Origin of the sequence: Labilibaculum antarcticum (genome assembly GCF_002356295.1) — a bacterium.
In the GTDB taxonomy this organism is placed as follows: Bacteria; Bacteroidota; Bacteroidia; order Bacteroidales; family Marinifilaceae; genus Labilibaculum; species Labilibaculum antarcticum.
This window is the reverse complement of record NZ_AP018042.1, coordinates 847142-873328: the sequence shown is the minus strand read 5'-3', so window position 1 is coordinate 873328 and position 26187 is coordinate 847142. Positions and strand designations below refer to the sequence as shown.

General features: G+C 35.2%; 18 protein-coding genes. 7 read left to right on the top strand and 11 right to left on the bottom strand.

The window, feature by feature from the left end:
- Positions 1-292: 292 nt before the first annotated feature.
- The 4 genes from ALGA_RS03155 (at position 293) to tilS (ending at position 4883) form a co-directional block, all read left to right on the top strand.
- Positions 293-811 carry a hypothetical protein gene (locus tag ALGA_RS03155; protein WP_096427929.1) on the top strand — a complete coding sequence of 173 codons (519 nt, stop codon included), beginning with the start codon at positions 293-295 and terminating at the stop codon, positions 809-811.
- Between the two features lie 736 nt (positions 812-1547).
- Positions 1548-1955, top strand: coding sequence for a DUF6265 family protein (locus tag ALGA_RS03150; RefSeq protein WP_317044271.1), 408 nt, complete (start codon positions 1548-1550; stop codon positions 1953-1955).
- A gap of 231 nt (positions 1956-2186) precedes the next feature.
- Complete coding sequence (gene pabB, locus ALGA_RS03145; protein ID WP_096427925.1) at positions 2187-3497, top strand: aminodeoxychorismate synthase component I; 1311 nt, start codon at positions 2187-2189, stop codon at positions 3495-3497.
- Positions 3498-3560: 63 nt separating this feature from the next.
- Positions 3561-4883 carry a tRNA lysidine(34) synthetase TilS gene (gene tilS / locus ALGA_RS03140; protein WP_096427923.1) on the top strand — a complete coding sequence of 441 codons (1323 nt, stop codon included), beginning with the start codon at positions 3561-3563 and terminating at the stop codon, positions 4881-4883.
- A 535-nt stretch (positions 4884-5418) separates the two neighbouring features.
- Here the strand turns inward: tilS and ALGA_RS03135 are convergent.
- The 5 genes from ALGA_RS03135 to ALGA_RS03115 all read right to left on the bottom strand — a co-directional run bounded on the left by ALGA_RS03135 (position 5419) and on the right by ALGA_RS03115 (position 11538).
- Complete coding sequence (locus ALGA_RS03135) at positions 5419-5691, bottom strand: hypothetical protein (RefSeq protein ID WP_096427921.1); 273 nt, start codon at positions 5689-5691, stop codon at positions 5419-5421.
- Between the two features lie 383 nt (positions 5692-6074).
- Entirely contained in the window at positions 6075-7610 is a 1536-nt protein-coding gene (locus ALGA_RS03130; RefSeq protein ID WP_197705688.1) for an acyl-CoA carboxylase subunit beta, read from the bottom strand.
- Between the two features lie 86 nt (positions 7611-7696).
- On the bottom strand, positions 7697-8206 hold the full coding sequence (locus tag ALGA_RS03125) for a biotin/lipoyl-containing protein (RefSeq protein ID WP_096427920.1): 510 nt from the start codon (positions 8204-8206) through the stop codon (positions 7697-7699).
- A 23-nt stretch (positions 8207-8229) separates the two neighbouring features.
- On the bottom strand, positions 8230-9753 hold the full coding sequence (gene accC / locus ALGA_RS03120) for an acetyl-CoA carboxylase biotin carboxylase subunit (RefSeq protein ID WP_096427918.1): 1524 nt from the start codon (positions 9751-9753) through the stop codon (positions 8230-8232).
- A 456-nt stretch (positions 9754-10209) separates the two neighbouring features.
- Positions 10210-11538, bottom strand: a complete 1329-nt coding sequence (locus ALGA_RS03115) for an SO_0444 family Cu/Zn efflux transporter (RefSeq protein ID WP_096427916.1) — start codon at positions 11536-11538, stop codon at positions 10210-10212.
- 240 nt (positions 11539-11778) lie between these two features.
- On the opposite strand from ALGA_RS03115, the gene ALGA_RS03110 reads away from it, so the two are divergent.
- Together ALGA_RS03110 and ALGA_RS03105 are read left to right on the top strand one after the other, a co-directional pair.
- Positions 11779-12951: a hypothetical protein gene (locus tag ALGA_RS03110; protein ID WP_096427914.1), complete on the top strand. Its 1173-nt coding sequence runs from the start codon at positions 11779-11781 to the stop codon at positions 12949-12951.
- 85 nt (positions 12952-13036) lie between these two features.
- Positions 13037-13585, top strand: a complete 549-nt coding sequence (locus ALGA_RS03105) for an FMN-binding protein (RefSeq protein ID WP_096427912.1) — start codon at positions 13037-13039, stop codon at positions 13583-13585.
- Here the strand turns inward: ALGA_RS03105 and ALGA_RS03100 are convergent.
- The 6 genes from ALGA_RS03100 to ALGA_RS03075 form a co-directional block, all read right to left on the bottom strand.
- Positions 13582-14148, bottom strand: a complete 567-nt coding sequence (locus ALGA_RS03100) for a manganese efflux pump MntP (RefSeq protein ID WP_096427910.1) — start codon at positions 14146-14148, stop codon at positions 13582-13584. The two genes, ALGA_RS03105 and ALGA_RS03100, sit on opposite strands and share 4 nt — an antisense overlap.
- 105 nt (positions 14149-14253) lie before the next feature.
- Positions 14254-16368 carry a tetratricopeptide repeat-containing sensor histidine kinase gene (locus ALGA_RS03095; RefSeq protein WP_162845377.1) on the bottom strand — a complete coding sequence of 705 codons (2115 nt, stop codon included), beginning with the start codon at positions 16366-16368 and terminating at the stop codon, positions 14254-14256.
- A 466-nt stretch (positions 16369-16834) separates the two neighbouring features.
- Positions 16835-18982 (bottom strand): tetratricopeptide repeat-containing sensor histidine kinase, encoded by a 2148-nt coding sequence (locus ALGA_RS03090; RefSeq protein ID WP_096427908.1) that lies wholly within the window; start codon positions 18980-18982, stop codon positions 16835-16837.
- A 389-nt stretch (positions 18983-19371) separates the two neighbouring features.
- A complete protein-coding gene (gene nadC / locus ALGA_RS03085; RefSeq protein ID WP_096427907.1) occupies positions 19372-20223 on the bottom strand; it encodes a carboxylating nicotinate-nucleotide diphosphorylase in 852 nt (283 codons plus the stop codon).
- 12 nt (positions 20224-20235) lie between these two features.
- The gene (gene nadB, locus ALGA_RS03080; protein ID WP_096427906.1) at positions 20236-21819 is read right to left on the bottom strand and encodes an L-aspartate oxidase; all 1584 of its coding nucleotides are present in this window, start codon (positions 21817-21819) and stop codon (positions 20236-20238) included.
- Between the two features lie 178 nt (positions 21820-21997).
- On the bottom strand, positions 21998-24205 hold the full coding sequence (locus ALGA_RS03075; protein ID WP_096427905.1) for a bifunctional alpha,alpha-trehalose-phosphate synthase (UDP-forming)/trehalose-phosphatase: 2208 nt from the start codon (positions 24203-24205) through the stop codon (positions 21998-22000).
- A gap of 101 nt (positions 24206-24306) precedes the next feature.
- Between ALGA_RS03075 and ALGA_RS03070 the strand changes: the two genes are divergently transcribed.
- The gene (locus ALGA_RS03070) at positions 24307-26118 is read left to right on the top strand and encodes a glycoside hydrolase family 15 protein (protein WP_096427904.1); all 1812 of its coding nucleotides are present in this window, start codon (positions 24307-24309) and stop codon (positions 26116-26118) included.
- The last annotated feature ends 69 nt before the right edge of the window (positions 26119-26187 follow it).

Here is a 26187-nt window from a genome sequence, read left to right as displayed (position 1 = left end):
TTTTATTTTAAAATATTTTAGGATTGACTCAATGAATCAGCGGGGTCGTCAATATTCAGGCTGAAAGCAACTATTTTTTCGTATCTTGTGATCAGGTTATTCAAGAAAACAGGATGATTTCAAATCAATTAATAAGTGTAAATTATTGGGGAAATGAAATGTTCCAACTAAGACTTGTTGATGAGAAATAGACACCATTTTAAATTTTTGAGAACTATACTTTTTTAATTCATAGGTTTATTGCTGAAATAGACACAATGAAAACGAATACTTATATTGAATTTTTATTAGGATGAATAAAGTACTTATAAATCAATTGGTTTATTTTAAAAGAGTGAATATCCCTAAATATATTGAAGCCAATATTCAATTGATAGCATTAAAGCATCTTGATTTAGCAGACATGGGTAAATTGAGGGATAGAGTGGAGGGTGATTTATATTATAGTAGTTTACGAAATGATATATTTTCAGAATATGCTTTTGAGAATCTGATAGGTCTTCGGAAATTTGATTGGGATAAGCGAACTAAAAAAAACTATTCGAGAAAGAAATATATCTTCGAGGATAAGATGCTGAATTTAATCGTGTTTGTGGGTGATTCATTGCCTAAATTTAGTGCAGATCATGTGAGTAACTGTATTTTCGTTTATGTAAATACTGATAGTCGAGTTCTTGTTAGTGGATTGGCTACAAAGAGTATGATAGATGAGGTGGTTGCAGAAAATAATTCTAAAATTATTGAGTATACCGATTTTAAAACTCTGATTGAATATGGTTCCGTTGATGATTTAGTTGTGAAAATGGAGTAATAATTAAGGATCACCGGTAAAAGTTGGGTCTGAGATTTGAATTAGCTATTTTTTAGTTCATGAATATGCAAAATCGCAATTCTTCGAGGATGTAGATTTGACATTGAGTCCGGAGATCGGGACCCGTTTAGTGAAGAGAGCGTTAAGAACAAAAAGCTGTTTGAGCGTAGCGAGTTCTTTTTGTTTAGCAATCGAACTAGTAACGGGTGATTGAGGACGTTGTCAATGATTTTTTGTCTACTTTTTCATCTAAGGAAAAAGTAGAAGCCCGTCTGGCTAAAGGACAAGCAAAAAACAATGAGATTTACTCCATTTATTGAAAATTGGTAACATTCGAAACCATCCTAAAAACAAGTTTTGACTCACTAATTATTGGGACTGTCCTAAGGTTCGGATTTCAATTTTTCAAGCTGTGAGGGAAAGCCTTTTGCTATTCCGACGCAAACTCGAATTGCTTTCCAAATGTTATCTTTACCTGCGCCGGTACTTACTGCCACATTAATATCCCAGGGTGGCATTCGCTGTGCTCATTTACCCCGGGCTAAACTATTTGAGCTCCCGATAAGGATCGGGACCGAGAAAAAAATGATAACAAAGGGACAAATGTAAAATACTTCCCTTTTCGCTTGACTACAATTTATGCATGATTAGTAAGGAGATCCAAACTTATCTCCTGATCCAGAATTATCTCAAAATTGATTAGGATGAAAGCTGTAAGTGTCTTTTTTTTAGCTTAATCTGCATTTGTTGTACTTCAAACGAACTTTCCAAACTCTATTTCCTAGAAGGGACTTGGAAAGTAGAAGGAAAAGAAAAATTTGAGGTGTGGGAGCGGGTTGGCAGCTCAGAATTAACAGGATTTGCATACAAGCTGGTTGACGGACAAAAGAATATTACTGAAACTCTTCGTATTAAAATAGAGGGTGGTTCAATTGTTTATCAGGCTACTGTTCCTGATCAGAATGAAGGCGTTTCCGTTTCATTTGTCTTGAACGAGTCGGATAATTCTTGTTTCTCATTTGAAAACAAGAAGCACGACTTTCCTAAAAAAAATCAATACAAAAAAGTTACTAAAACGAAACTTGAAATTCAGGTTTTGGGAGATCAGGATAAAGGCTTTTCCTTTGTTCAAAAAAAGGAGTAATTGGCGTTTTATTCTGAAATAGAATAAAAAAAAATTGACTGAATTTCAGATATTAAGTCCAACGAACAAAATGTCTTCTATGAGTTTCAGATAAGCCATTCAAACAAAATGATCATATATAGTTCAGGGAAGGTATCCTAAAATTAATATTCACTTCATATCGTATTTTAATATTTCGTCTATTTTGCAGGATAGATGCGAATCTATGTATCTTTTCCTTAAATTTGCGCCATGCGAAAAAGGCTTACTTTCCACATATCCGATACATCGAAATTTAAGGAGCAGTTACTGTTTTGGAGCAAGAAGTTTCAATACGTTAGTATTCTCGATAGTCATGAGGTGAATCAAAAGGCGAACTCGAAAATGGAGTACAATACTTACGAGTTGGTTGCTGGTATTGATGCCCTTCAGATTATTGAGCCTGTGCAAAATTGTTTCGACGCTTTAAAAGCGGAGGTCGATTCAGCAAAAGATTGGTGGTTTGGTTATTTCGGCTACGATCTTAAAAATGAGATTGAGAAGCTTACTTCTAAAAATCAGGATCGCTTATGCATGCCGGAAATGAATTTTTTCCGTCCTCGGTGGGTTTTCCTCTTAGATGTAGATACTTTATTAGTTCATTATTACGATGAGGAATTTACCGAAGAGGATATTTATAATTTGGTAAAGAATATCCAGCATTTTACTGTACCGAAAGAGAAAGATGTTGCTGTTTCGGAGATTCAATTAAAAATCAGCACAGATGAGTATTTAAAAGCGATTCAGCAATTGAAAGAGCACATCCGCAGAGGTGATATCTATGAAGTGAATTTTTGTCAGGAATTTTATGCTGAGGATACCTATATCCCGCCAAGGCAAACATTTCGGAAATTAATGAAGGTTTCGCCAACGCCATATTCCTGTTTTTACCGCATGGGCGAGAAGTATTTGTTATCGGCTAGTCCGGAACGATACCTTAAAAAGGTGGGACAAAAAATTATATCGCAACCCATAAAAGGGACTGCAAAGCGAGGAGCTAACGAGGAGGAAGACAAGCTGATTAAAGAGAGTTTGTTTTCTGATCCGAAGGAAAGAGCAGAGAATATCATGATCGTAGATTTGGTTCGTAACGATTTATCGCGAACAGCAGAGAAGAATTCGGTTATTGTGGAGGAATTATGTGGTATCTATTCATTCCCGCAGGTGCACCAAATGATATCAACTGTAGTTTCTGAATTGAAAGAAGGTATTCATTTTATAGAGGCAATTCGTCAGACTTTTCCTATGGGATCGATGACCGGAGCACCAAAAGTTAGGGCCATGAAATTGATTGAGAAATATGAATCGACTAAGCGAGGACTATTTTCAGGTGCAGTTGGTTATATTACACCCGATGGAGATTTTGATTTTAATGTGGTAATTCGAAGTATTCAGTATAACGCTATGAATCATTATTTGTCTTTTATGGTGGGTGGGGCTATTACCATGCAGTCAAATCCTGAAAAGGAATATGAGGAATGCATGTTAAAAGCAAAAGCCATAATGAAAGTGCTAAAAGAGTAAGGGATTTCTTAACTTTAAATCCTTGTAATTCAAAACTCATATTAAATCATTAACTCTTAATTAATGCTGCGTAAAATTGTCCGTTTTGTAGAAGAAGAAAAATTATTTTACCGTGATGAAAAAATATTGGTTACGGTAAGCGGTGGAGTAGACTCCGTTGTTTTGCTCAATCTTCTTTGCGAAATGGAGGTTGAATGTGGAGTAGCGCATTGTAATTTTCATTTGCGAAGCGATGAATCGGATGGTGATTTTGAATTTGTAAAGAATTTGGCAAGGGAGAAGGGCCTGCCTTTTTATTCAAAAGATTTTGACACTAAAACATACGCTGCAGAGAATAAAATTTCTATTGAAATGGCTGCTCGGGATCTTCGTTACAAGTGGTTTGAAGATTTAAGAGAAGCTTTTGATTACAAGTATATTGCCATAGGTCACCATGCCGATGATGTGGCCGAAACGGTGCTTATTAATTTGGCTCGGGGAACGGGTATTCATGGCTTATCAGGAATCAAATCGAAGTTAGGGAAGATTGTTCGTCCGCTACTGCCATTTCCTCGTAAGCAATTGCTAAAATATGCAAAAGAGAATTCGATTGAGTTTAGAGAGGATTCTACGAACGCCGAAACCGATTATGTTCGGAATAAAATCCGTCATCAGATAATGCCTGTTTTGGAGGAGATAAATCCGGCCATTCGTACTACTATGACGGAGAATGTTCAACGCTTTCGTGAAGTTGAGCAGATTTACAACCTGGTTATTGAAGAGAACCGCTTGCATTTGGTTTTTACTCGGGAGAATCAATTGTTGATATCAATTCCAAAACTTAAAGAGTTGCTTGCCCCTGTTTCTAATTTGTTCGAGCTTTTATCTCCATATGGTTTTCATCATCGTGATGTTCGTCAGATTGCAGAATCTATTCATGGAATTTCGGGGAAGTTATTTTATTCGGCAACACATCAATTGCTTCGCGACCGGGAGTATTTAATTCTTACTGAGATTTCGGAAAGCAATAAAAATGAATATTCTATCGCTGAGGAGGATAGCCTGCTAAAAATACCTCTTGAAATAAAAATTTCAAAATTGGATAGAACAACAGGATTTAAATTTCCCACTGATCAGAAAATTGCATGTTTAGATTCGAATCTTCTTAAGTTCCCGCTAATTTTAAGAAAATGGAAAGAAGGGGATTCTTTTCGTCCAATTGGCATGAAGGGTAAGAAGAAGATTTCCGATTTCTTCATCGATCAAAAATTCTCTATGCAGGATAAGGAAGACACTTGGTTATTGATTTCGGGCAGTAAAATTGTGTGGGTTGTTGGTCATCGCATGGATGACCGCTTCAAGATCACCAAGGCTACAACCAAAATATTTCGATTGGAATTGGCGTAGTTGATGCTAAATTGATATTACAGTGCTTCGCACCTTCTTTCACAAACAAGTTTTGGTACTACAAATATTCTCGGTGCTCTGCAGCTCAATGTATTCGTAATCAGAATTGCTACAAATATTTGGGTGATCTAAACCTGCCTTTATTAAAAAACTTCCATACTACAAATATTAGGGTACTCTGTACTCAATGTACACATGCCAATAGGTGTAGAGCACCGATAATATTTAACGTTTACCTCTAATGCCTAAATTCTGTTTAGTAAACGTTTTTTTATTAGCTTGATTTCTCAAATAATCCATTTTGAATAGGAAACATTCAAGGATGTGGCTGGAGGATATTCCTTTGATAGAATGGATACCAAAAAGGCTAAAGAGATTCGAGTGAAGATCTATTAATTTATGGCAAAATAATTGGATCCAAATCAACTAATAAATTCTGTAAAGGAATTGCAAAAAGCAGAATATCGTTTTTAAAGGAGGAGAAATGGAAAAGAGCTTGTTCATAATTGGACAAGCTCTTTTTAATTAATTTTTTTTAAGCTTCAACTTTTTGAAGTAAGCTTTCTTTTAAATTTTTCAGAAGTACTTTTTTTACTTTGCGTGGTTTATCAGCACTAATTTCTTCGAGAGCAGCAAGGGCAAGGTGACCAATTTCGAATAGACCAACAGGGTTTTTATCGTAGTTATAGCTACCAATAACGTACTCTAATTTTGATTTTAATTCATCGTATGCTCCGTTTCCTGGCTTATTTAGACAATCTAATGCTTCAACACAAACATCTCTAAGTTCTTCATTTTTAATATCCATAGCTTCTGGGTTAAATAGTTAATTTCTATCTAATTTACGAAATCGCTGATTTAGGAGAGTTATTTATATCTTAGCTTTTTGTGTTTAATTTACGTAGCTCAATATTTATCATGTCGAAATTGTTTTCGTCATTGACCACAATCGTTTGCTCTGATGATGAGAGTGTGGCAAGCGTGGATTTATATATTTTATTGGTTACGATATGGTGCCATACAAAGCTTCTCTAACACAGATCATCAGAATTCAGAAAAATATTCAGTAAGGTTTTTAGTTCTTTGCCTGATTTTATTAATTGTGTTTAATTCAATTTATGAATACATTGGGAAAGAAAAAGCACAGCCAATATTGCTGTGCTTCCTTTTCATGAGTCGTTTAATCCTTTTTTATAATGGTATATTACCATGTTTTTTAGGTGGGTTTTGTTCGCTCTTATTGGCACACATATCCAAAGCCTGAATCAATTTATAACGGGTTTGTTTAGGCTGAATAATTTCATCGATATATCCCAATTCAGCAGCTTTGTATGGATTTGCAAACTTATCACGGTAATCTTCAATGGCAGCTGCTCTTTCCGATTCGGTGAGTCCTTTGTTCATAATATTCACAGCACCTTCGGCACCCATAACGGCAATTTCGCCCGTTGGATAGGAATAATTGATATCCGCTCCAATGTGTTTCGAAGCCATTACATCATATGCACCACCGTATGCTTTACGTGTAATCAAAGTGATTTTTGGAACCGTAGCTTCTGCAAAAGCATATAATAGTTTCGCACCATGCTTAATAATTCCACCAAATTCCTGAGCTGTACCTGGCAGAAATCCTGGAACATCCACGAAAGTGATTAATGGAATATTGAAAGCATCGCAAAAACGCACAAACCTAGCGGCCTTAACCGAACTGTTGATATCTAAAACACCAGCCATAAACGCTGGATTATTTGCTACAATTCCTACCGGTTTTCCACCTAGTCTGGCAAAACCAATGCATATGTTTTGAGCATACAATGGCATTACTTCAAAAAAGTTGTGATCATCAACCACGGTCTCAATAATATCTTTAATATTGTATGGTTTGTTTGGATCAACAGGAACCATTGTCTGAAGCTTCTCATCTTCACGATGAATATTATCGGTACAAGGCTTTATTGGCGGATCTTCCATATTATTAGAAGGAAGAAAGCTAATCAGTTCACGAAGCATCATCATGGCTTGTTCGTCGTTATCCGCAGTGAAATGAGCAACACCACTTTTAGAATTGTGAGTTATTGCTCCTCCCAGTTCTTCTTTGGTAACTTCCTCGTGAGTTACTGTTTTTATTACATCTGGTCCGGTAACAAACATGTAGCTTGTATCCTTTACCATCATTATAAAATCAGTAAGAGCGGGAGAGTAGACAGCACCACCGGCACAAGGACCCATAATAGCAGAAATCTGCGGAATTACACCTGATCCTCTAACATTTTGATAGAAAATATCAGCATAACCAGCTAAACTCTGCACACCTTCCTGAATTCGTGCGCCACCGGAATCATTCAAACCAATAATGGGAGCTCCCATTTTCATGGCTAGTTTTGTGATTTTAACAATTTTATCAGCGTTGGCGCTACTCAACGACCCACCAAAAACAGTGAAGTCCTGAGCGAAAACATATACCAGTCGGCTATCAATTTTACCGTAGCCACAAACCACTCCATCACCAGGTATTTTGTTTTTTTCCATGCCAAAATCGGTGGAACGATGTGTCACCATCTTATCAACTTCTGTAAAAGTTTCGGGATCTAAAAGATCCATGATTCTTTCTCTGGCAGTTTTTTTGCCATCAGCGTGATGTTTGGCAATTCTATCTGCACCACCACCTGCTTCGGCGGCTTTATTTAATTCTTCAAATTTTTTGATTTTGTCTTCAAGTGTCAACATTTCTTGTAACTGTTTTTGTTATCCAAATTCGTTTTTGATTAAAAATATGGGTAACAGGTTGTTATTAAAAATTTAACCTATTTGTCTTAGTCAATAAACACTAATGGTTGATTTCCGTCAATGATATCTTCTTCACGAACAAAGATTTCTTTTACAATACCATCTTTCATGGCTTTGTATTCACTTTCCATCTTCATGGCTGATACAATAATTACGGTATCTCCCTTTTTGACTTCGCTACCCAATTCAACGGGAATTTTTACAACTTTTCCTGGCATTGGTGAAGTAATTGTACTCTCTGCAGCTTCCAGATTACCAGAATTTCTAGCTTGCAGATATTTTGTTTCTGCATCAATAATTTCTGCATCATAAGAATGATAGAAAGTGTTGACCGAATACTTTTTATGTGATTCGGTTTCAATTAATTCCACATTATACGAACGGCCTTTATACAGTACAGAGTAAACTCCATTTTCAACCTGATGCATGTCCAGATCATATTCCTTGGAATCGACCATTATTTTGATCTGATTTCCATCTTCGGCAAGAAGTTCGACTTTTGCCAAGCGTTCTCCTAATTTTATTTCTATTGCCATCTTATTATTTTTTTGTTTATCCTTTAATTTTCACTTGCTCTAAACATTCCTCTTCTGCGTCCAAATTCTTTCCACTTACTGTGTGTTGCTGAGTTAGAACTAATTTGAGTGTTTTTAAGTTTGCGGTGATAGTCGATAAAGGCAGTAACTATGGCGAGATCTTCAAAAGATTGCTTTGCTTCATCAGGAGCCAGAAGAAAATCTTCGTTGTCTTGAATAAAGTGAGTATTATACGTTCCGTTTCTAAAGTCGGGACAATCCATGATTTTTTCCAGGTATTTGATTGATGTTTTTACACCGGTAATTTTGTATTCATATAGAGCTCGGCGCATTCTTTCGATTGCTTCTTCTCTTGTTCTTGCCCAAACAATTAGTTTGGAGATCATAGGGTCGTAGTGAATTGGAATTTCATATCCTTCATAAACGTAGCCATCTGTTCGAACACCAAGTCCCATTGGTTCGGTAATGTGGGTAATCACGCCAGGACTCGGCATGAAATTGTTGTCGGTATCTTCAGCATAAATTCTGCATTCGATTGCATGTCCAAACTGAAAAACATCTTCTTGCTTTATTTTTAATTCATGACCTTCAGCAATTAAAATTTGCTGTTTCACAAGATCGTATCCGGTTACCCTTTCGGTGATAGGATGCTCTACTTGTAATCGGGTATTCATTTCGAGGAAGTAGTAGTTGTGGTCATTGTCTACTAAAAACTCGATGGTGCCAGCACCGTGATAATTAACAGCCTTTGCAGCAGCAACTGCATGCTCACCCATTTGCGCTCTTAATTCAGGGGTCATTAGCGGAGAAGGAGTTTCCTCTACAACTTTCTGATGTCGCCGCTGAACCGAACATTCTCTTTCGCAGAGATGAATTACATTCCCGTGTTTATCACCTAAGATTTGAAACTCGATGTGATGTGGAGACGAAATGTATTTTTCGATATAGACAGCATCATCACCAAAGGAGGCCATGGCTTCCGATTTGGCCGCTCTTAGTCCTTCCAGAATGTTCTCTTCTTTGTCGATCATTCGCATTCCTTTTCCGCCACCACCAGCCGAGGCTTTAATCATTACGGGCAAACCAATTTCACGAACTGTTTTAAGTATTGTAGATTCATCCTTAAGGTTTTCTTTAGTGCCGGGAACTACAGGTACACCGCTTGTAATCATGGTTTTGCGAGCGGTTATTTTGTCTCCCATCGTCCCAATTACTTCAGGAGTTGGACCTATGAAAATGATTCCTTCTTTCTCACAGCGTCTGGAGAATTCAGCATTTTCGCTTAAAAAACCATAACCCGGATGAATGGCATCTGCTTTTACACGTTTGGCCGCGTCTATAATTTTGTCAATATTCAAATAACTTTCTGCTGATGTTGCCGGTCCAATGTGAATGGCCTGATCCGCATATCGAACATGCATAGAGGTTCGGTCCACATCGGAGTAAACAGCAACAGAAAGAATTCCCAATTCCCTACATGAGCGCATGACACGCAGAGCAATTTCTCCTCGATTTGCAACAAGGACTTTTGAAATCTTCTTGATCATATTTTGGTCTTCGTTTAAAAGCCTGTAACAGCTTTGTTTTTAATCAACTAATCCTTCTGATAGTTAGAGAAATATTTCCCCAAAAAGAATAATGTACAACAGGGATGTGTTGTAGAACATTTAAAAGTAATCAAAATTTCGAAGTTTTCAAGTAATTAAATATAAAGATGTCTGTATGTGACGATCATAAATAAGCACCTTGCAGTATCGTCACAGACCACTATAGGTCAACGCATTAGGATGAGTTAATCTAACCGTGTAGCCGCTATTTTTTAAGAGAATATCGAAAATAGGTGAAAATGGGTAAAAATCGCCAAGTGTGTTGAAGAACAAGTAAGGGATTTTTAAGGAATTGCTGAAATTAGACTATGATAGATCCAAAATAGAGACTTTTTTAAGCAAAGTTTGCACGCGTAATCCTTGTAAAAGGAATTTTTGCTTATTGAAAGTGATTTTTTAATCCTTTTTTACTTCTCCTCCAAATTCAAAACCAAGACTTTCGATTTCTTTTTTAATGATTTTTAAGCTGATGTTTTCACCTTTTATTCGTAAAAGTTTTTGCTCTAGATTTACTTCGGCAACAGCAACATTTTTTATAGCTCCAATGTGTTTTTCCACACTGTTTTTACAGTGATTACAGCTCATTCCATTTACAGTAACTAATTTTTCATTACTAATTGTATTGGTTTCAACAGCTTTAGGTTCACTTTTTCCGGAAATATACTTTTGGAAATAGCCATTAATTATCAGTAGAACTAATGAAATACTGCTTCCCCACTGAAGCCATTTAGGAAGCATCCAATGTCCTTCATGTGCTCCCATGTGATCATGCAAAGGTCCAATAGTGAACCATTCCCTTGGAAATACATTATCAATTAATAGTCCGAAAAGCAATGCACCCAAAATAATTGAAATTAAGTAAGACCACATTGTTTTTTTACCTAGAACTTTATTTAGTACTGTGATGGTAGCTGCATTGGTCGCCGGACCCGCCATCAGGAATACCAAGGCGGCACCTGGAGAAATACCTTTCATCATTAAAATGGCTGCTACGGGAACCGATGAAGTTGCGCAAATGTAAAGAGGAATAGATGCGACAAGAATTACCAGCATTCCAATAAAATCATTTCCAATATAACTTGAGAAAAAATCGTCAGGAATTAGCACTGAAATTACAGCAGCCAATAAAAGTCCAATAATCAACCACTTCGAAATGTCTTGCAGGAAATCTACAAAAGCATATTTAAACATGGTGTAAATTGGTGATCTTTTCTTTGTCGAATCGGTATTACAATCTTCATCACATCCACAGTCCGATTCTTTTTCGCTTGAACAACAAGATTCTGTACTTATTTCAGGTATTGGCTTTTCATCTTTATCAAAATAATTGGTGAGCAGTCCACCAAACAGCCCGGTTAGTAAGGCTATAAATGGGCGAATAATTGCAAAAGGCAAGCCCAATAGCGAGTAAGTTACTAAAATAGAGTCGACACCAGTTTGGGGTGTTGAAATCAAAAAAGAAACCGATGATCCCTTGGATGCACCGCTCTTGTAAAATGAAATGCCGGTAGGGATAACTCCGCAAGAGCACAAGGGGAGAGGAATGCCAAGAAGTGCGGCATATAAAACGGATTTTCCATTTTTTGGACCTAAATATTTGTCGATAAATTTCTGAGGGAAAGCTACTTTCAAGATTCCTGCAAATAAAAAACCTAGCATTAGGTAAGGGGACATCTCATTTAAGATATCTATAAAATCGATAAAGAACTGATTGATATATTCCATAGTTGAGCTTCTCTTAGTAACCGAAATGCTTTAAGTAAATAGCGAATTCGGAGCATATTCAGACTCAAAAGTATTAAAATATTTGGATAAGTATATCAGGTATATCAGTAATAAAAGAGCTGACAGTCTAAAAATACCAACATGTAGGTATTTCTGTTTATTTAGTCTTAGTTTAATTTAGCCGATGAAATAATGCTCATGATTTGAGCAATGAAACTAAAACCTAATTGTTTTAAACTGATGAAAAAAGGATTACTATTTGTGGCGATGATTGCTGCTTTTTATACAACTAAAGCACAGGATGCTCAGGAGACTAAAAGTATTGGGACGACTATTTTAGAAAGAGCTAAAGATGAGAAATTAAGTATTGGGGGATACGGTGAGATTCACTACAATCAACAAGTTAGCGGTAATACCCGCTACAATGGGAATATGGATGTTCATAGAATGGTATTGTTTTTTGGTTATCAATTCAATGATAAAACATCATTTGTAACTGAAATTGAATATGAACATGTAAAGGAATTGTACGTTGAGCAGGCATTTTTAAACTATAATGTTCGTCCAAATACGAATTTGAGAGCAGGTTTAATGTTGGTGCCAATGGGAATTGTAAATGAATATCACGAGCCAACTACTTTTAATGGTGTTGAGCGTCCAAGTGTAGATAATAAAATTGTTCCTACTACATGGCGAGAAATTGGTGTTGGAGTTAGCGGACGTATGCCTTCATTTCCTTTAAAGTACCAATTGTATGTAATGAATGGATTTAATGGTTACAATGATGGAGGAGTACTTCGAGGTTCCGATGGATTTAGAAAAGGCCGCCAGAAAGGTGCCGAATCTACTTTTACATCACCTTCATTATCAGCTAAAGTTGATTACTATGGCGTGAAAGGTTTAAATATTGGTGTGGCTGGATATTTCGGTAAAACTCAATCATCTGCGTTCAATGGATTGGATAAGAATGATGATTTTGCTGAGGCTGTAGCAGATTCAACTCGTGTTGGAATCAGTATGTTTGGAATGGATGTGCGTTACAAAGTGAACGCTTTGCAATTAAAGGGTCAGTACATACATTCTTTTATTAGTGATGTAGCTGAATACAATGACAAAACAGGTAAGGATCTTGGAAAGCAAATGCAGGGTTATTACTTAGAGGCAGGATACGATTTATTGCATGGCAAAGAGCAGGCTTTAGTTCCGTTTGTGCGCTACGAAAATTACAACACTCATCACAAAGTGGCAGGTAATATGGTAGCAAATAAAGCTTACGATCGGGAAGAAGTGTTTTTGGGAGTAAGTTATCATTTGGCAAAGGGTGCAGTTGTTAAAGCTGATTATCAAATGTCAAAAGACGGTAATGATGTGAAAAAGAATTTTGTAAATTTTGGTGTAGGCGTTTGGTTCTAAGTCAAAAGCAATTTAAACTATTGTACTTCAAAGCAATCTGGGTTTTCATTTTGCTTTGAAGTTTTTACATAAAGGAGATTTATTGATGAAAAGATTGAGAGATATTATTCAGCTGGTAGTTATTTTAGTTTTGATGAGTGGAACGTTTGGCGCAATGGCTAGTAGCTTTCCTAAATCCGTACAGAAAAAAATTGATAAAGAAGTTCGAAAAATATTTACTGTTGAAGATTTTACAATGGATGATATTGAAAATCTAAATTTGAATACTGTCAATGGTGACGGGCTAAGAAATTTGCATTTGAGTACACTAAAAAGTGCTGATAAATCAATTGGGTTTGCATGTTTTGCATCATCAAAAGGAAGGAATGATTTTTTCGATTACATGGTTGTTTTTAATGAAAAACTGGAAATTCAAAAAGTTGTAGTCTTAATTTATAGATCTTCCTACGGTGGTGAGATCATGGCTAAATCGTGGTTGAAGCAGTTTATTGGAAAGGTAAAAGGCGAGGAAATGGAATTTGGAAAAGATATTGATGGAATTTCCGGTGCTACAATTTCAGCACCATCAATGGCAAAGGGAGTAAAAGCAGTAAGTTTACTGGTAAGTGAGTTGAAGGAAAATGGGAAAATTTAAAATTGAAAAAACAGATGATCAATGAGAATTCGTAATCCAATAAGAATTAGAACGACGCCACCAATTATTTCGAATTTCCTGCTCATTTTCCTGCCAATTTTTTTACCTAGCAACATCCCCAGCATCGAAACAACAAAAGTTATGATACCAATTACAATTGCAGGAAACCAAATAGCAACATCAATAATAGCAAGACTTAATCCTACCACTAAAGCATCAATACTTGTAGCTATTGAAATGCCTAACAAAACGATTAATTTTAGCGGATTGAAAGATGCATCTTTTTCTTTGCAGTTTATACTTTCGTAAATCATTTTACTTCCTAAACCTGCCAGTAAGATAAAGGCAATCCAATGATCGTAATCTTTAATCAAATCTTTTAATTCCGATCCTGTAAACCAGCCTATTATTGGCATTCCTCCTTGAAATAAGGCAAGAAAAAAAGCAATTTTAACTGCCTGAAGGAAATGAATCTTTTTAATGGCTAATCCACTGCAAACCGAAGCAGCAAAGGAATCTACAGATAAGCCAAGTGCGAGAAATATAATACTAATAAATTCCATGTAAATGCGTTAAGCCTGCAAATATAAGTTCTTATTGTGAACATCAAAAAAAAAAGGCCAAGTTCTGTTGTAGAAATTGACTTTTGATATCATATTAAAAAGAATTTAGGCCGATTTTAAGGAGAAAATAAATTTACTGCCTTTATTTTCTTCACTTTCAACCCAAATTTTACCGCCGTTTTTCTTGACAAATTCTTTGCATAGTATCAGACCTAATCCACTTCCTGATTCATCTTTGGTACCCATCGTTGTGAAATTGCCATCTAATCGGAATAGTTTATCCTGATCGTTTTTACTGATTCCTATGCCGGTGTCTTTAACAGAAAGATAAATGAAATTACCATCTGATATTGTAGATAGAAATATTTCACCATTTTCATTAGTGAATTTTAAGGCATTACTAATTAGGTTTCGAATAATGGTATTTACCATATTTACATCACCGAAAGCCACAGTGTTGGGTTTTATATCGGAAAATAATTTTATTGATTTATCAGTGGCTTTCAATTTGAAAATCGTAAGATTAGATTGAATTAATTCGTACAAATCAATTTGAATGGGAGTAAATTCGAGTACTCCACGTTGATCATTTGCCCATTGCAATAGATTTTCAAGTAAAGTAAACAAACTCTTTGCCGATTCATTTATATTGGCATTGTAATCTTCTATTGTCTTTAGGTCTTTCCCACTTTTCACTTCATTTTTGATCAGTTCTGAAAATCCCAAGATGGCATTAAAAGGTGATCTTAAATCATGAGCAATAATTGAAAAGAATTTATCCTTTGTAGTATTCATGATTTTTAACTTGGAGTTTGAATCTTCAAGTAGACCATAAACACGCTTCATTTTATTATGAGTATTGATCTTTGATCGAAATAGAGTGACTATTAGAATTATTACAAAAAGAGCCAAGATGGAAAATATGTAAAGGAAGTTAGATTTTGTTTTCTCTTGTTCAAGCTTATCTTGAGTAATCTGATTTTTCACTCTTAGAATCTCATTTTCCTTTTCTTTTTTTACGGCTTCAAATTTTGCTTGAAGTTGGGCAATTTTGGTAGATTTTGCGTCATTCCTTACACTATCTTTAAGAGCATTAAAGGCTAACATTGAAGAGTAGGCCTTTTTGTTATTTCCTATCTTGTTATAGTATTCTGCTAATAATTTCAATAGATCGGATCTTTTCCCTTTAATTTTAAGTTTTTTACTTAAAGTAATTCCTTCGTTCAAACATTTAATAGCTTGTTTGTAATTTCCGGTTGCTAAGTGTATTTGAGTTAAAACTTCTAAGTTGTAAATTATTTCGGTTTCTAATTTTAGATGCCTGTGGGTAGTTAATGATTCGCGTAGAAAAATAATGGCATTCTCGTAATCTTTCAATAGGAAATAATTCTCTCCAATATTATTTAGGGTTATAGCGATACCATCTTTATAGCCTTTACTTTGTTCAATTTCAAGACTTTTTTCGAAATAAATTTGTGCTTTTGTGTAATTTTTTTCCTCTTGGTAAAGGGTTGCCAGATTGTTGTAAATAGTAGATAATGTTTCTTTATCATTAATTGTTTCTGAAAGTTCTTTTGCTTGATTGTAATAAGATTTTGCTTTTTCTATTTGATTATCATCACCATAAATATTACCCATATCAATAAGTAAACTAAGCTTTATATCATTGTCTTTTATTGCTTCGGAATACTTAGATGCTTCTAAGTAATTATTTAAAGCATTTTCAAAATCACCTCTTTCATAATATACTTCCCCTATGCCAATTAGCGTTTGAATAGTATTTGTTTTGTAATCAATAAGATCACTCAGTCTTCTAGATTCATTGTAATGAATAATAGCACTGTCAAATTTGCTGTTTTCAGAATAGAAAGCACCTAAATTTAAAAGAATATCACAAATCTGAGTGGTATCTGAAATTTTATAAGCTAATTTTTTCGCATTGTATAAAGAATGTCTTACTTCTTTCGAATTTGAAGTAAGCAAGTAGTTGTAATAAAGTTCAATATATGATTCAAGCATCAACTGATCATTCTTGTTTAATTTTGATACAAGAAGAGCTTCTTTGGCATAATAAAGGGCACTGTCATTATTATTCGCATAGTAATAATGATCAGATAATTTCAAATAAAGCTTAGCCTTTTCACTCTTAGAACTGTTATTAATTTGTGTTCGAAGCTCGCTAAGAGATGATTTAGCATGCAATGTATTTACGAATAACAAAAGGCAAAATACTAATAGTAAGGGAAAGCGCATTATGAATTGAAGTCTTAAGTTTAGTTGTTTTAAGTGATTTCTATGTTATTTGCGTACTGTTTGGTAGTTTCATTGAGATGATATTATCATAAGTATCTGTTATGGAGGGCAAATATAACGATATTAATTAGAAAGTTTCTGTTTGAAACAAAAGGATTTTGTTTTTGATAAATAACTTATCATACGTGTTTTACATTGTTATATTGTTCTCTAATAAAGAGTTTCCATTACTTACATGAAATGATTCTTTTTATGGACAATCCGTTACAAACCGAGCCGTAAATAAGGCAACGACTACTCCAAGGACAAGAAGAGGCATACTTATTCGTTCCATATAATCGAGTTTTGGAACAGCAAAGGTAACTACTTCTTATTAAGAGGGGGGAAGCAATCTCCGGTAAAGAAATTACCTATTTGAAATTATTCTAAAAAGTTAAGCCGATTTTAAAGAGAAAATAAATTTACTGCCTTTATTTTCTTCACTTTCAACCCAAATTTCACCGCCGTTTTTCTTTACAAATTCTTTGCATAATATCAGACCTAATCCACTTCCTGATTCATCTTTGGTACCCATCGTTGTGAAATTACCATCTAACCGGAATAGTTTATCCTGATCGTTTTTACTAATTCCTATGCCGGTGTCTTTAACAGAAAGATAAATGAAATTACCCTCTGATATTGTAGAAAGAATTATTTCACCATTTGCTTTTGTGAATTTTAAGGCATTACTAATTAGGTTCCGAATAATGGTATTTACCATATTTACATCACCAAAAGCCACAGTGTTGGGTTTTATATCGGAAAATAATTTTATCGATTTATCAGTGGCTCTCAATTTGAAAATAGCAAGATTAGATTGAATCAAATCGTACAAATCAATTTGAGTGGGGGTAAATTTCAGTATGCCACGTTGATCATTTGCCCATTGTAAGAGGTTTTCAAGTAATGTAAACAAGCTTGTGGCCGATTCATTTATGTTGGCATTGTACTCTTCTATTGTCTTTAGGTCTTTTCCGTTTTTCACTTCATTTTTGATCAGTTCCGAAAATCCCAATATGGCATTAAAAGGTGATCTTAAATCATGAGCAATAATTGAAAAGAATTTATCTTTTGTAGCATTCGTGATTTTAAGGTTGGCATTAGACTCTTCTAATTTACCATTGAAGACTTGTATTCGGTTGTGAATATTAATCTTAGATCTCAAAAGAATAAATATTAGAATGATAACAGCAAAAGCTAAAAATGAAAAAAGAAAAAGATAATTTGTTCTTATTCTCTCCTTGGCAAGTTTTTCTTGGGTAAATTGGTTACTTATTCTTAAAATCTCATTTTCCTTCTCTTTTTTCTCAGAATCGAATTGAGCTTGAAGCTCTACAATTTTATCCGTACGTGATTTTTTTTGTATGCTGTCATTTAGAGAGTTGTAGGCAATAATAGAGGCGTAAGCTTTTTTGTAATTATCTGTTTTATTGTAATACTCAGCAAGAAGCTTCAATAAATCACTTCTTTTGCCTCGTGTTTTTAGTTTTTTAGTTAAGGCAATTCCTTCTTCAAGATATGAGAAAGCTTGTTTAAAGTTTCCAAGGCTTAGGTGTATTTGGCTTAAGGTCTCCAAATTGTAAATGATTTCAGTATCTAATTGTAGCTCACGGTTGGAGGATAAAGCTTCGAGCAGGAATACAATTGCCTTATCTGTATTCCCCATCTTGAAATAATTTTCACCAATATTGTTAAGACACAATGCAATGCCTGCCTTATTATTTGCTTTTTTTTCTATTTCGAGGCTTTTCCCGTAAAATAGTAATGCTTTATTAAAATTTAAATTGTCCTGATAAATTATGGCTGAATTATTGTAAAGAACAGATAAGGTATCCTCATTCTTTAACTCTAAAGCGATCACCATAGCTTGGTTGTAATAGGATATAGCCTTTTCATTTTGATGTTCTCCAGCATAAATATTTGCCATGCTAATGAGAAGATTCAGCTTAGTTTCGTCGTTTTCTTGTACTTCATTATATTGAAAAGCTTCAATATATTTACTTAGAGCTAATTCTAAATCGCCTCTTTCATAGTACACATGACCGAGTCCTATTAGATTGCTTATTTTATTTCTATTATCCTTTTGTGACTTACAGAATTCCAGAGATTTATTGTATTGATAAATGGCACTATCGTATTTGCTTGTTAGTGCATAATGGTATCCTAAACAGGAATGAACTCTGCAAATACTTAATGAATCATTTAGAATATAAGCCATTGCTTCGGCTTCATTTAGAGCTTTTCTGGCTTTAGCCATATCGCTATTTATCGAGAAATTGTAAAAACATTCAAGCTGTGATTCGATGATTAGCTTCAGGCTATTGCTGTTTTGTGACAATTGCAGCGCTTTTTCGGCGTAATAAATAGCACTGTCTGTTTTTACAGTATAGTATTTTCGGGACAGATTCAGATAATGTTCAATTTTGAGACTATCCTTGGTAATAGATGTTTGATTTTTTGCATCATTTATTTTTGCATTTGCAGATATTGAAGTAATGGATAAAGTAAGTAAAAGCAAAGCAAGTTTTAAGGGGAGTTGCATTATGGGTTTTTTGTATATTTAATTCGTATTCTGTTAAGTAAATTTATTCTTAAATGAATCGTTGTTTTTCCTAAATATCTATTGGGGAGGCGAAATATAACGATATTTATTAGAATATTTCGGTTCGAAACGATAGTGTTATATTTTTGATCAATTACTTTTTAAACGTGTTTTACATTTTGATTTTATTCTGTAAAAAGACCGGTAAAGCAGGTGAAATGTATTTGTTACTATTTAGCTGATTTTATATGTTTTTTATTGGAGAGATTACCTAATTTAGGATTTGGTCATGAATTTTTACACCTAACTGTTCCATTTAAATCGTTTCACTCATCTACAAAGTTATTATCAAACAATAACTTTGTGGATGAGTGAAATATAAGTTTGAGCTATTTGATAATTATGTTTTGGCTGATATCTAAAGCCACAACAGAATGTGTAAGAGCACCTATTGAAATGAAATCGACACCGGTTTTTGCTACACCTGAAATTCGCTCTAAATTCATATTTCCTGACGCTTCAACCAAAGCTCTTCCACTAATATAGTCAACAGCTTCTTTCATTAATTCATTACTCATATTATCAAGCATGATGATATCCGCGCCAGCGTTAACAGCTTCTTTTACCTCTATTAAGTTTGTTGTTTCTACCTCAACTGTAATCTCTGAAGAAACGGCTTTGCGAATCTGTTCAACAGCAGCTGTAATACTTCCGGCCATCATTATATGGTTGTCTTTAATCATAACCATATCATATAAGCCAATGCGATGATTGGTTCCTCCACCCATTTTAACAGCATATTTGTCGAATGTCCGTAGGCCTGGCACGGTTTTTCTTGTGTCAAGAATTTTCACCTTTGTTTCTTTTACCGCAGCAACATATTTAGCTGTCTCGGTTGCAATTCCCGACATTCTTTGCAGCAAATTTAATGCTAATCTTTCTCCGGTTAAAAGAGCTCTGAATGTTCCTTTCATTTCAAGAATAACATCTCCTTTAACTACACGATCACCATCTATAATTTTGGGGTTCCATTCCAGATTTTCATCTAATTTCCGAAATATCATTTTCGCGATATTCAAACCCGCTATTATTCCATCAGCTTTGGCTGTCATACTTGCAGCAGCTAAAGTATTTTTAGGGACAATATTATTTGTTGTAATATCGCCACTTCCTATGTCTTCCCGAAAAGCATGATTTATGATGAGCTCAATTTCCTGAATGTTAAATTCTGATTCTTGCATATATGTGATAATTTAATCTTGAGATCGATGATCCACAGGGATATAATGTATTTCTTTATTAATTTGTTGAATCGAATGGGTGAGAAATTTAGCTTCCTCTTTTTGATAATCTTCTCGGTAATGTCCTCCACGACTCTCTTTTCTTGATAATGCAGCAGTTGTTAGTAATTTGCAAACTCTGATTAGGTTTTGCAAACGAACACTGTAATATTCATAGGGCTCAAAAGGAAAAGAATTTTCGATTGATTCTATAAGTGAACTAATTTCTGTAAGTTCTTTCTGATTTCGAACTATTCCTGCTTTCAAATTCATCTCATTTGCAATTTCATTGCTATGATTTAGGAACAATTGTTCAAGTTTCAAATTGACATGCATCTCGTTTTTATTCAACGAAAATATTTTTTTAACAGAAGATGAAGCTTCAGCATGATCAATAGCCCTTTTGCCAAACACCAAACATTCAAGCAATGAGTTAGAAGCGAGTCTGTTGGCGCCCATTACTCCCGACGAAGCTACTTCCCCGCAAGCATATAGTCTTGATATATTGGTTTCCCCATTAAGCTTTGTTTTAATCCCACCAACCATATAGTGAGCGGCAGGAGCAATTCGAATTTCCTGACTCATATCAACGCCAGATTTCTCGCAATTTTTATTAATGCTTGGAAACCTATTTTTTATCTTGTTTTTATCCAGATGTTTAAGGCTGAGAATCACATAATTGCTTTGGCTTTGTTTCATTTGATCGAAAATGGCTCGGGCTACAATATCACGGGGAGCTAGTTCGGCAAGAGGATGAATTGCCAACATGAATCGTTCCCCTTTTGAATTCAGAAGATAAGCACCTTCTCCTCGAACGGCTTCGCTAATTAAAAATGTATATCCTTCCTCAGAATAAAAAGAACTCGGATGAAATTGAATGAATTCCATATCAGCCATTTCGGCTCCGGCCTTATAGGCCAGATTGATTCCATCACCAACTGTTGTGTGTGGGTTCGTTGTCCTTTTATACACTGCCGAGGCGCCACCCGAAGCAAGTATCGTATTCTTGGCTTCAATAAGTAAATTGGTGTTATTTATAATATTGTAGCTTTTTGCTCCGGCACAAATTTGATCTTCAATCAGTAATTCAAACACCATTTGGTTCTCAAACACCTCAATATTATCATTATTCAATACTTTATCAATCAAAAAAAGAGTTGTTTCCTTGCCTGTCGAGTCGCCACCAGCATGAAGAACCCTTCTTCGGTGATGTCCTCCTTCAAGTCCAAGTGCCAATTGACCGTTTTCTTTATCAAATTGCATTCCCAATTCAATTAAATCTTGAATACGATCCGGACCTTCGTTAACGAGAATTTCCACAGGAATATAGTCGCATAAACCACGGCCGGCGGTTAAAGTATCTTCTAAGTGATATTGCGGAAAATCTTCAGGATCGGTTACAGCGGCAATACCGCCCTGAGCGTAGTAAGAATTACTAACATCAAGCTTCGATTTCGTTAAAATGGCAACTTTTCCAAAGCGGGACGCATAGTAGGCTGAATATAAACCAGCCAGTCCACTTCCGATTACTAAATAATCGAATTGTTTGTGTAGCATTATTAAAAATCTTGATTCGTGCGAAATTAGGGATTTTCATCTTATTTTGTTGCAAAAATATACGATTTTTAACGAAGAGGAAGGTAATTGTAAATTTCCAGTGAATGAATTGCTGAATTTTAGGGCAAAAAAAAAGCGGCAAATATGATATTGCCGCTTAGTATGAGAACAGAGAATATTATTTCGTTAAATCCAGTAGTAGTTTTCGAACCGAAGCCACAGATTCAACTTTATATTTTGCCGCTGTATTTTTAAGTCCAACCTTTATGGTATGAGCTGATTCAGGAAGTTCACGGAACATGTATTCATCCGTCCAGTCATCACCAATAGCTAATATGAAATCAAAATTTTGGTTTTTAAGAAATTGCATGGCCGCAATTCCCTTGTTAATTCCACCACTTTTTACTTCAATCACTTTATTACCCTCTAAAATCTCAAGGTTATGATTGGCGATCATTGTCGTCAACTCATCTCTAAGCTCATTTGCTCTTAGTTCGCCTTGCTCGGGTTCCGCTTTTCGGAAATGCCAAACAAGAGAATAATTTTTCTCCTCGATAAATGATCCGGGTGTTTGATCTACAAATGTTTCGAGAGTAGGGCGGATGTTTGGTTTCCATACATCCGAAGCATTACTAAGCATTTTCCATTCTTTCTGATATTTTCGAAGCCAAACACCATGTTCAACAATTAAATTGATTTTATGTCCTTCGAACCATTTTTCTAAACTATCTCTATCCCTGCCACTAATAATAGTAATTACATTTCGAGGATCTTCTTCAAGTTTGTAAAGGATTTCATGAAGCTCCGCATTGGGTTTAGCGTCATTAGGATTCGTTTTAAAACCAGCTAATGTCCCATCGTAATCAAGAAATATGGATCTCTTTTCTGCAGATTTGTATTTGGCAGTAAGCTTATCCATTATCTTACTATTTATTTTCTTCGCATAAAAGGAGTTTTGAATCTTTTCAACTTTCTTTAAAGACTTTACGAATTCGCTCGACCACTTGAATACATCGTATCGTTTTATCCTGTCCTGAAGAAAGCTCATTCGTTCCCGTTGCTCATCAAGAGGCATGATTAAGGCCTGATTAATTGCATCTGCAATTTCCTTTGTATTGTTCGGGTTAATAATTATTGCTTCGCCCATTTCTTTGGCTACGCCTGCCATTTCACTTAAAATAATTACACCTGTACTATTTGTTCTTGAGGCCACATATTCTTTGGCAACCAGATTCATTCCATCACGCACAGGAGTCACCAGGGCAACATCACAAGAACTGTATAATTCGATTAGGTTTTCGAAGGGTAACGAACGGTAAAAATACCAAACTGGGGTGTAGTTGATACTACCAAATTTACCATTTACAGTTCCAACCAATTCATCCACTTCTCTTTTTAAATTGATGTACTGCTCTACCGTTCCGCGAGAAGGAACTGCCAACATGATCAATGTAACTTTGCCTATAAATTCAGGGTAATCTTCCAGGAATCTGGAGAATGCACGCAAGCGGTTTGGAATTCCTTTCGAATAATCCATTCGATCGATAGATAGAATCAGCTTTCGATTAGGAGAAATCAGAAAGTATTTTTCCAGTTCACGATGAAGTTCCGATTTTTCTTGAAGAGGTCTTTGGAAGATTTGAGTTGAAGCGTCTCTAAATTTGTTGTAGTCAATTCCCATTGGAAATGAATCAACAAGAATAATTCTGTCTTCAATGTGAATTTGATTGAATGAAATTTCATATCCCATTAAACGACGCACTGAACTGCAAAAGTGTCTTTGATAATCAAAAGTATGAAAGCCAATCAAGTCAGCACCCAACATTCCTTGAATTAATTCTTTTCTCCAGGGTAAAATTCGAAAAACTTCGAATGACGGAAAAGGAATGTGAAGAAAAAAACCAACGGTAACATCTGGCTTTTTAGATTTTATCATTTCCGGAACCAGTAGCAATTGGTAATCGTGAATCCAGATGGTATCACCTTCTTCTAAAGTTTCCAAAGCTTTATCAGCAAATTTTTGGTTTACACTTACAAAAGCATCCCATAATTCATGATCGTAATCAATGAATTGCGCAAAATAATGAAATAATGGCCATATGGTTCGGTTGCTAAAACCGTCATAGTACAAGTCTATTTCTTGTTTTGATAAATGAACCGGTACACAGTCTTCTTCAATTAGTTTTTGTTCAATCCTACCGGTTAATTCTTCATCGAGGTCATCACTTGGTAAACCTGGCCAGCCTATCCACTTTCCATTATACTCCTTATATACTGATCTCATTCCTGTAGCCAATCCTCCTACACTTGGAATTAATTCAATAATATCATTTTCTATGTTTATATTAACTGGGAGTCTGTTGGAAACAATGTGAATTCTATTCATAAAATGTAATTTAAATTTTAGTTTAAAAACTATCTAATGTCAGGAATTATCTTTATTTTCCGACCAGTTTTTAAAGTGAAGCTCTAAAATAGCATTTTTTTATGGGAAATTTAAATTACGGAGTAATAGGAAATTGCAGAAGTGCGGCTCTTATTTCAGAAAAAGGGTCTTTAGATTGGGTGTGTTTACCTCAATTTGATTCATCTTCGGCATTTGCTAAGTTGTTGGATGAGAATAAGGGAGGTAGTTTTGAAATTTTGCCCGAGAATGCAACAAATATTATACAGGAGTATGGAAAAAACACGAATATTTTAAAAACACGTTTTGAATGTGTCGATGGAGTTTTTGAAGTATTGGATTTTATGCCAAGATATGTAACAGATGAAAATAATTATTACATGCCGCCGGATGTAGTTCGTTTTTTTCGATTGGTTTATGGAAAACCAAAGTTTCGGATCAAATATAATCCAAAACTCGATTATGCCCGAAACGCTACCGAAAACAAGGTGTCAGGCGTGGAATTCCTAAAATCCTCTACAACATCAGGAAGTTACGATTCGTTGTATTTGTATTCTAGTTTTAATTATGCTGATATATTGAATCAGAATGTAATTGAATTGGACAAAGATGAATTTTGTGAGGTGAGTTACAATCAAAAGTTGTTGGAACAAACTCGTGATCGAATCTATCTGAAATTACAACGAACAAAAACATATTGGTTAAACTGGAGTGAAAAAACAAAAGTACTTCCTAAGTATAATGAGGAAGCCAATAGAAGCGCGCTGGTGTTAAAATTGTTAAGCTATCAGAAAAGTGGAGCTGTTATGGCTGCTATAACCACATCTTTGCCCGAAACAATAGGGGAGGTGAGGAATTGGGATTATCGCTTTTGCTGGATTCGTGATGGCTCTATGGTGGTTAAAATTCTGACTCAATTGGGCCATTTTAATGTAGCAAAACGCTACCTGAATTTCATCATGGATATCATTCCTAAAAAGAATGAGAAAATCCAGATAATGTATGGTATTAATGGAGAGAAAAAGCTTTCGGAATATGAGTTGGAACACCTTGCAGGTTATGAAGGGTCGAAACCGGTTCGAGTAGGAAATGCAGCCTACAAACAAAAACAGAATGATATTTATGGAATTTTGCTGGATTTGATTCATCAGCATTTCGAAATATTTGAAACTTCCTTGGAGCATAGTGAGGAATTGTGGACCATTGTAAGAAGCATTGTGAAGGTTGTAGAAGAAAATTGGAAAAAGCCAGATCGTGGTATCTGGGAAATTCGTGGGAAAAGTCTTCATTTTACCTTTAGCAAAGTGATGTGTTGGGTGGCGTTTGACCGGGCGGTTAAAATTGCAGTACTATTGAAGCGAGATGATTATGTCGGAAAATGGACTGTTCTTAGAAATTTGGTGAAAGATGATATCATGAAAAAGGCCTGGAGTGAAAAGAAACAGGCATTTACGCAAAATTATGGATCTGAGGATATGGATGCTTCGGTATTGTTAATGGAAAGCTATGGTTTTATTGATGCAGCTGATGAAAAGTATAAATCGACAGTGTTCACCATTCAAAAGGAATTGGAGCATGATGGTTTGATGTACCGGTATAAAAATCAGGATGATTTTGGAACCCCTAAATCGGCTTTTACGATTTGTTCTTTTTGGTTGATTAACAGTTTGTATAAAATAGGCAAGAGGAGGGAAGCGAAAGAAAAATTTGATAAGTTATTAACTTATTCGAATCATCTTGGATTGTTTGCTGAAGATATTGATTTTGTCTCGAAACGGATGCTCGGGAATTTCCCACAGGCCTATTCGCACTTGGCAATAATCGAAACAGCTCTAAACTTTTCAAATACCAATTTCGACGATGAGGATAGTTTATTGGATCAGCTGAATAGTTAAATCTATTCTCTGCCTACAAAAAGCAAATAGCACCAGATTTGAACATCTCAAATGGGTGCTATTGGTTAT

What these genes read in the sequence shown, in the direction of transcription:
- ALGA_RS03155 (WP_096427929.1), top strand. Translation starts at nt 293, where the DNA reads ATGAATAAAGTACTTATAAATCAATTGGTTTATTTTAAAAGAGTGAAT.
- pabB (WP_096427925.1), top strand. Translation starts at nt 2,187, where the DNA reads ATGCGAAAAAGGCTTACTTTCCACATATCCGATACATCGAAATTTAAG.
- tilS (WP_096427923.1), top strand. Translation starts at nt 3,561, where the DNA reads ATGCTGCGTAAAATTGTCCGTTTTGTAGAAGAAGAAAAATTATTTTAC.
- ALGA_RS03135 (WP_096427921.1), bottom strand. Translation starts at nt 5,691, where the DNA reads ATGGATATTAAAAATGAAGAACTTAGAGATGTTTGTGTTGAAGCATTA.
- ALGA_RS03130 (WP_197705688.1), bottom strand. Translation starts at nt 7,610, where the DNA reads ATGTTGACACTTGAAGACAAAATCAAAAAATTTGAAGAATTAAATAAA.
- ALGA_RS03125 (WP_096427920.1), bottom strand. Translation starts at nt 8,206, where the DNA reads ATGGCAATAGAAATAAAATTAGGAGAACGCTTGGCAAAAGTCGAACTT.
- accC (WP_096427918.1), bottom strand. Translation starts at nt 9,753, where the DNA reads ATGATCAAGAAGATTTCAAAAGTCCTTGTTGCAAATCGAGGAGAAATT.
- ALGA_RS03115 (WP_096427916.1), bottom strand. Translation starts at nt 11,538, where the DNA reads ATGGAATATATCAATCAGTTCTTTATCGATTTTATAGATATCTTAAAT.
- ALGA_RS03110 (WP_096427914.1), top strand. Translation starts at nt 11,779, where the DNA reads ATGAAAAAAGGATTACTATTTGTGGCGATGATTGCTGCTTTTTATACA.
- ALGA_RS03105 (WP_096427912.1), top strand. Translation starts at nt 13,037, where the DNA reads ATGAAAAGATTGAGAGATATTATTCAGCTGGTAGTTATTTTAGTTTTG.
- ALGA_RS03100 (WP_096427910.1), bottom strand. Translation starts at nt 14,148, where the DNA reads ATGGAATTTATTAGTATTATATTTCTCGCACTTGGCTTATCTGTAGAT.
- ALGA_RS03090 (WP_096427908.1), bottom strand. Translation starts at nt 18,982, where the DNA reads ATGCAACTCCCCTTAAAACTTGCTTTGCTTTTACTTACTTTATCCATT.
- nadC (WP_096427907.1), bottom strand. Translation starts at nt 20,223, where the DNA reads ATGCAAGAATCAGAATTTAACATTCAGGAAATTGAGCTCATCATAAAT.
- nadB (WP_096427906.1), bottom strand. Translation starts at nt 21,819, where the DNA reads ATGCTACACAAACAATTCGATTATTTAGTAATCGGAAGTGGACTGGCT.
- ALGA_RS03075 (WP_096427905.1), bottom strand. Translation starts at nt 24,205, where the DNA reads ATGAATAGAATTCACATTGTTTCCAACAGACTCCCAGTTAATATAAAC.
- ALGA_RS03070 (WP_096427904.1), top strand. Translation starts at nt 24,307, where the DNA reads ATGGGAAATTTAAATTACGGAGTAATAGGAAATTGCAGAAGTGCGGCT.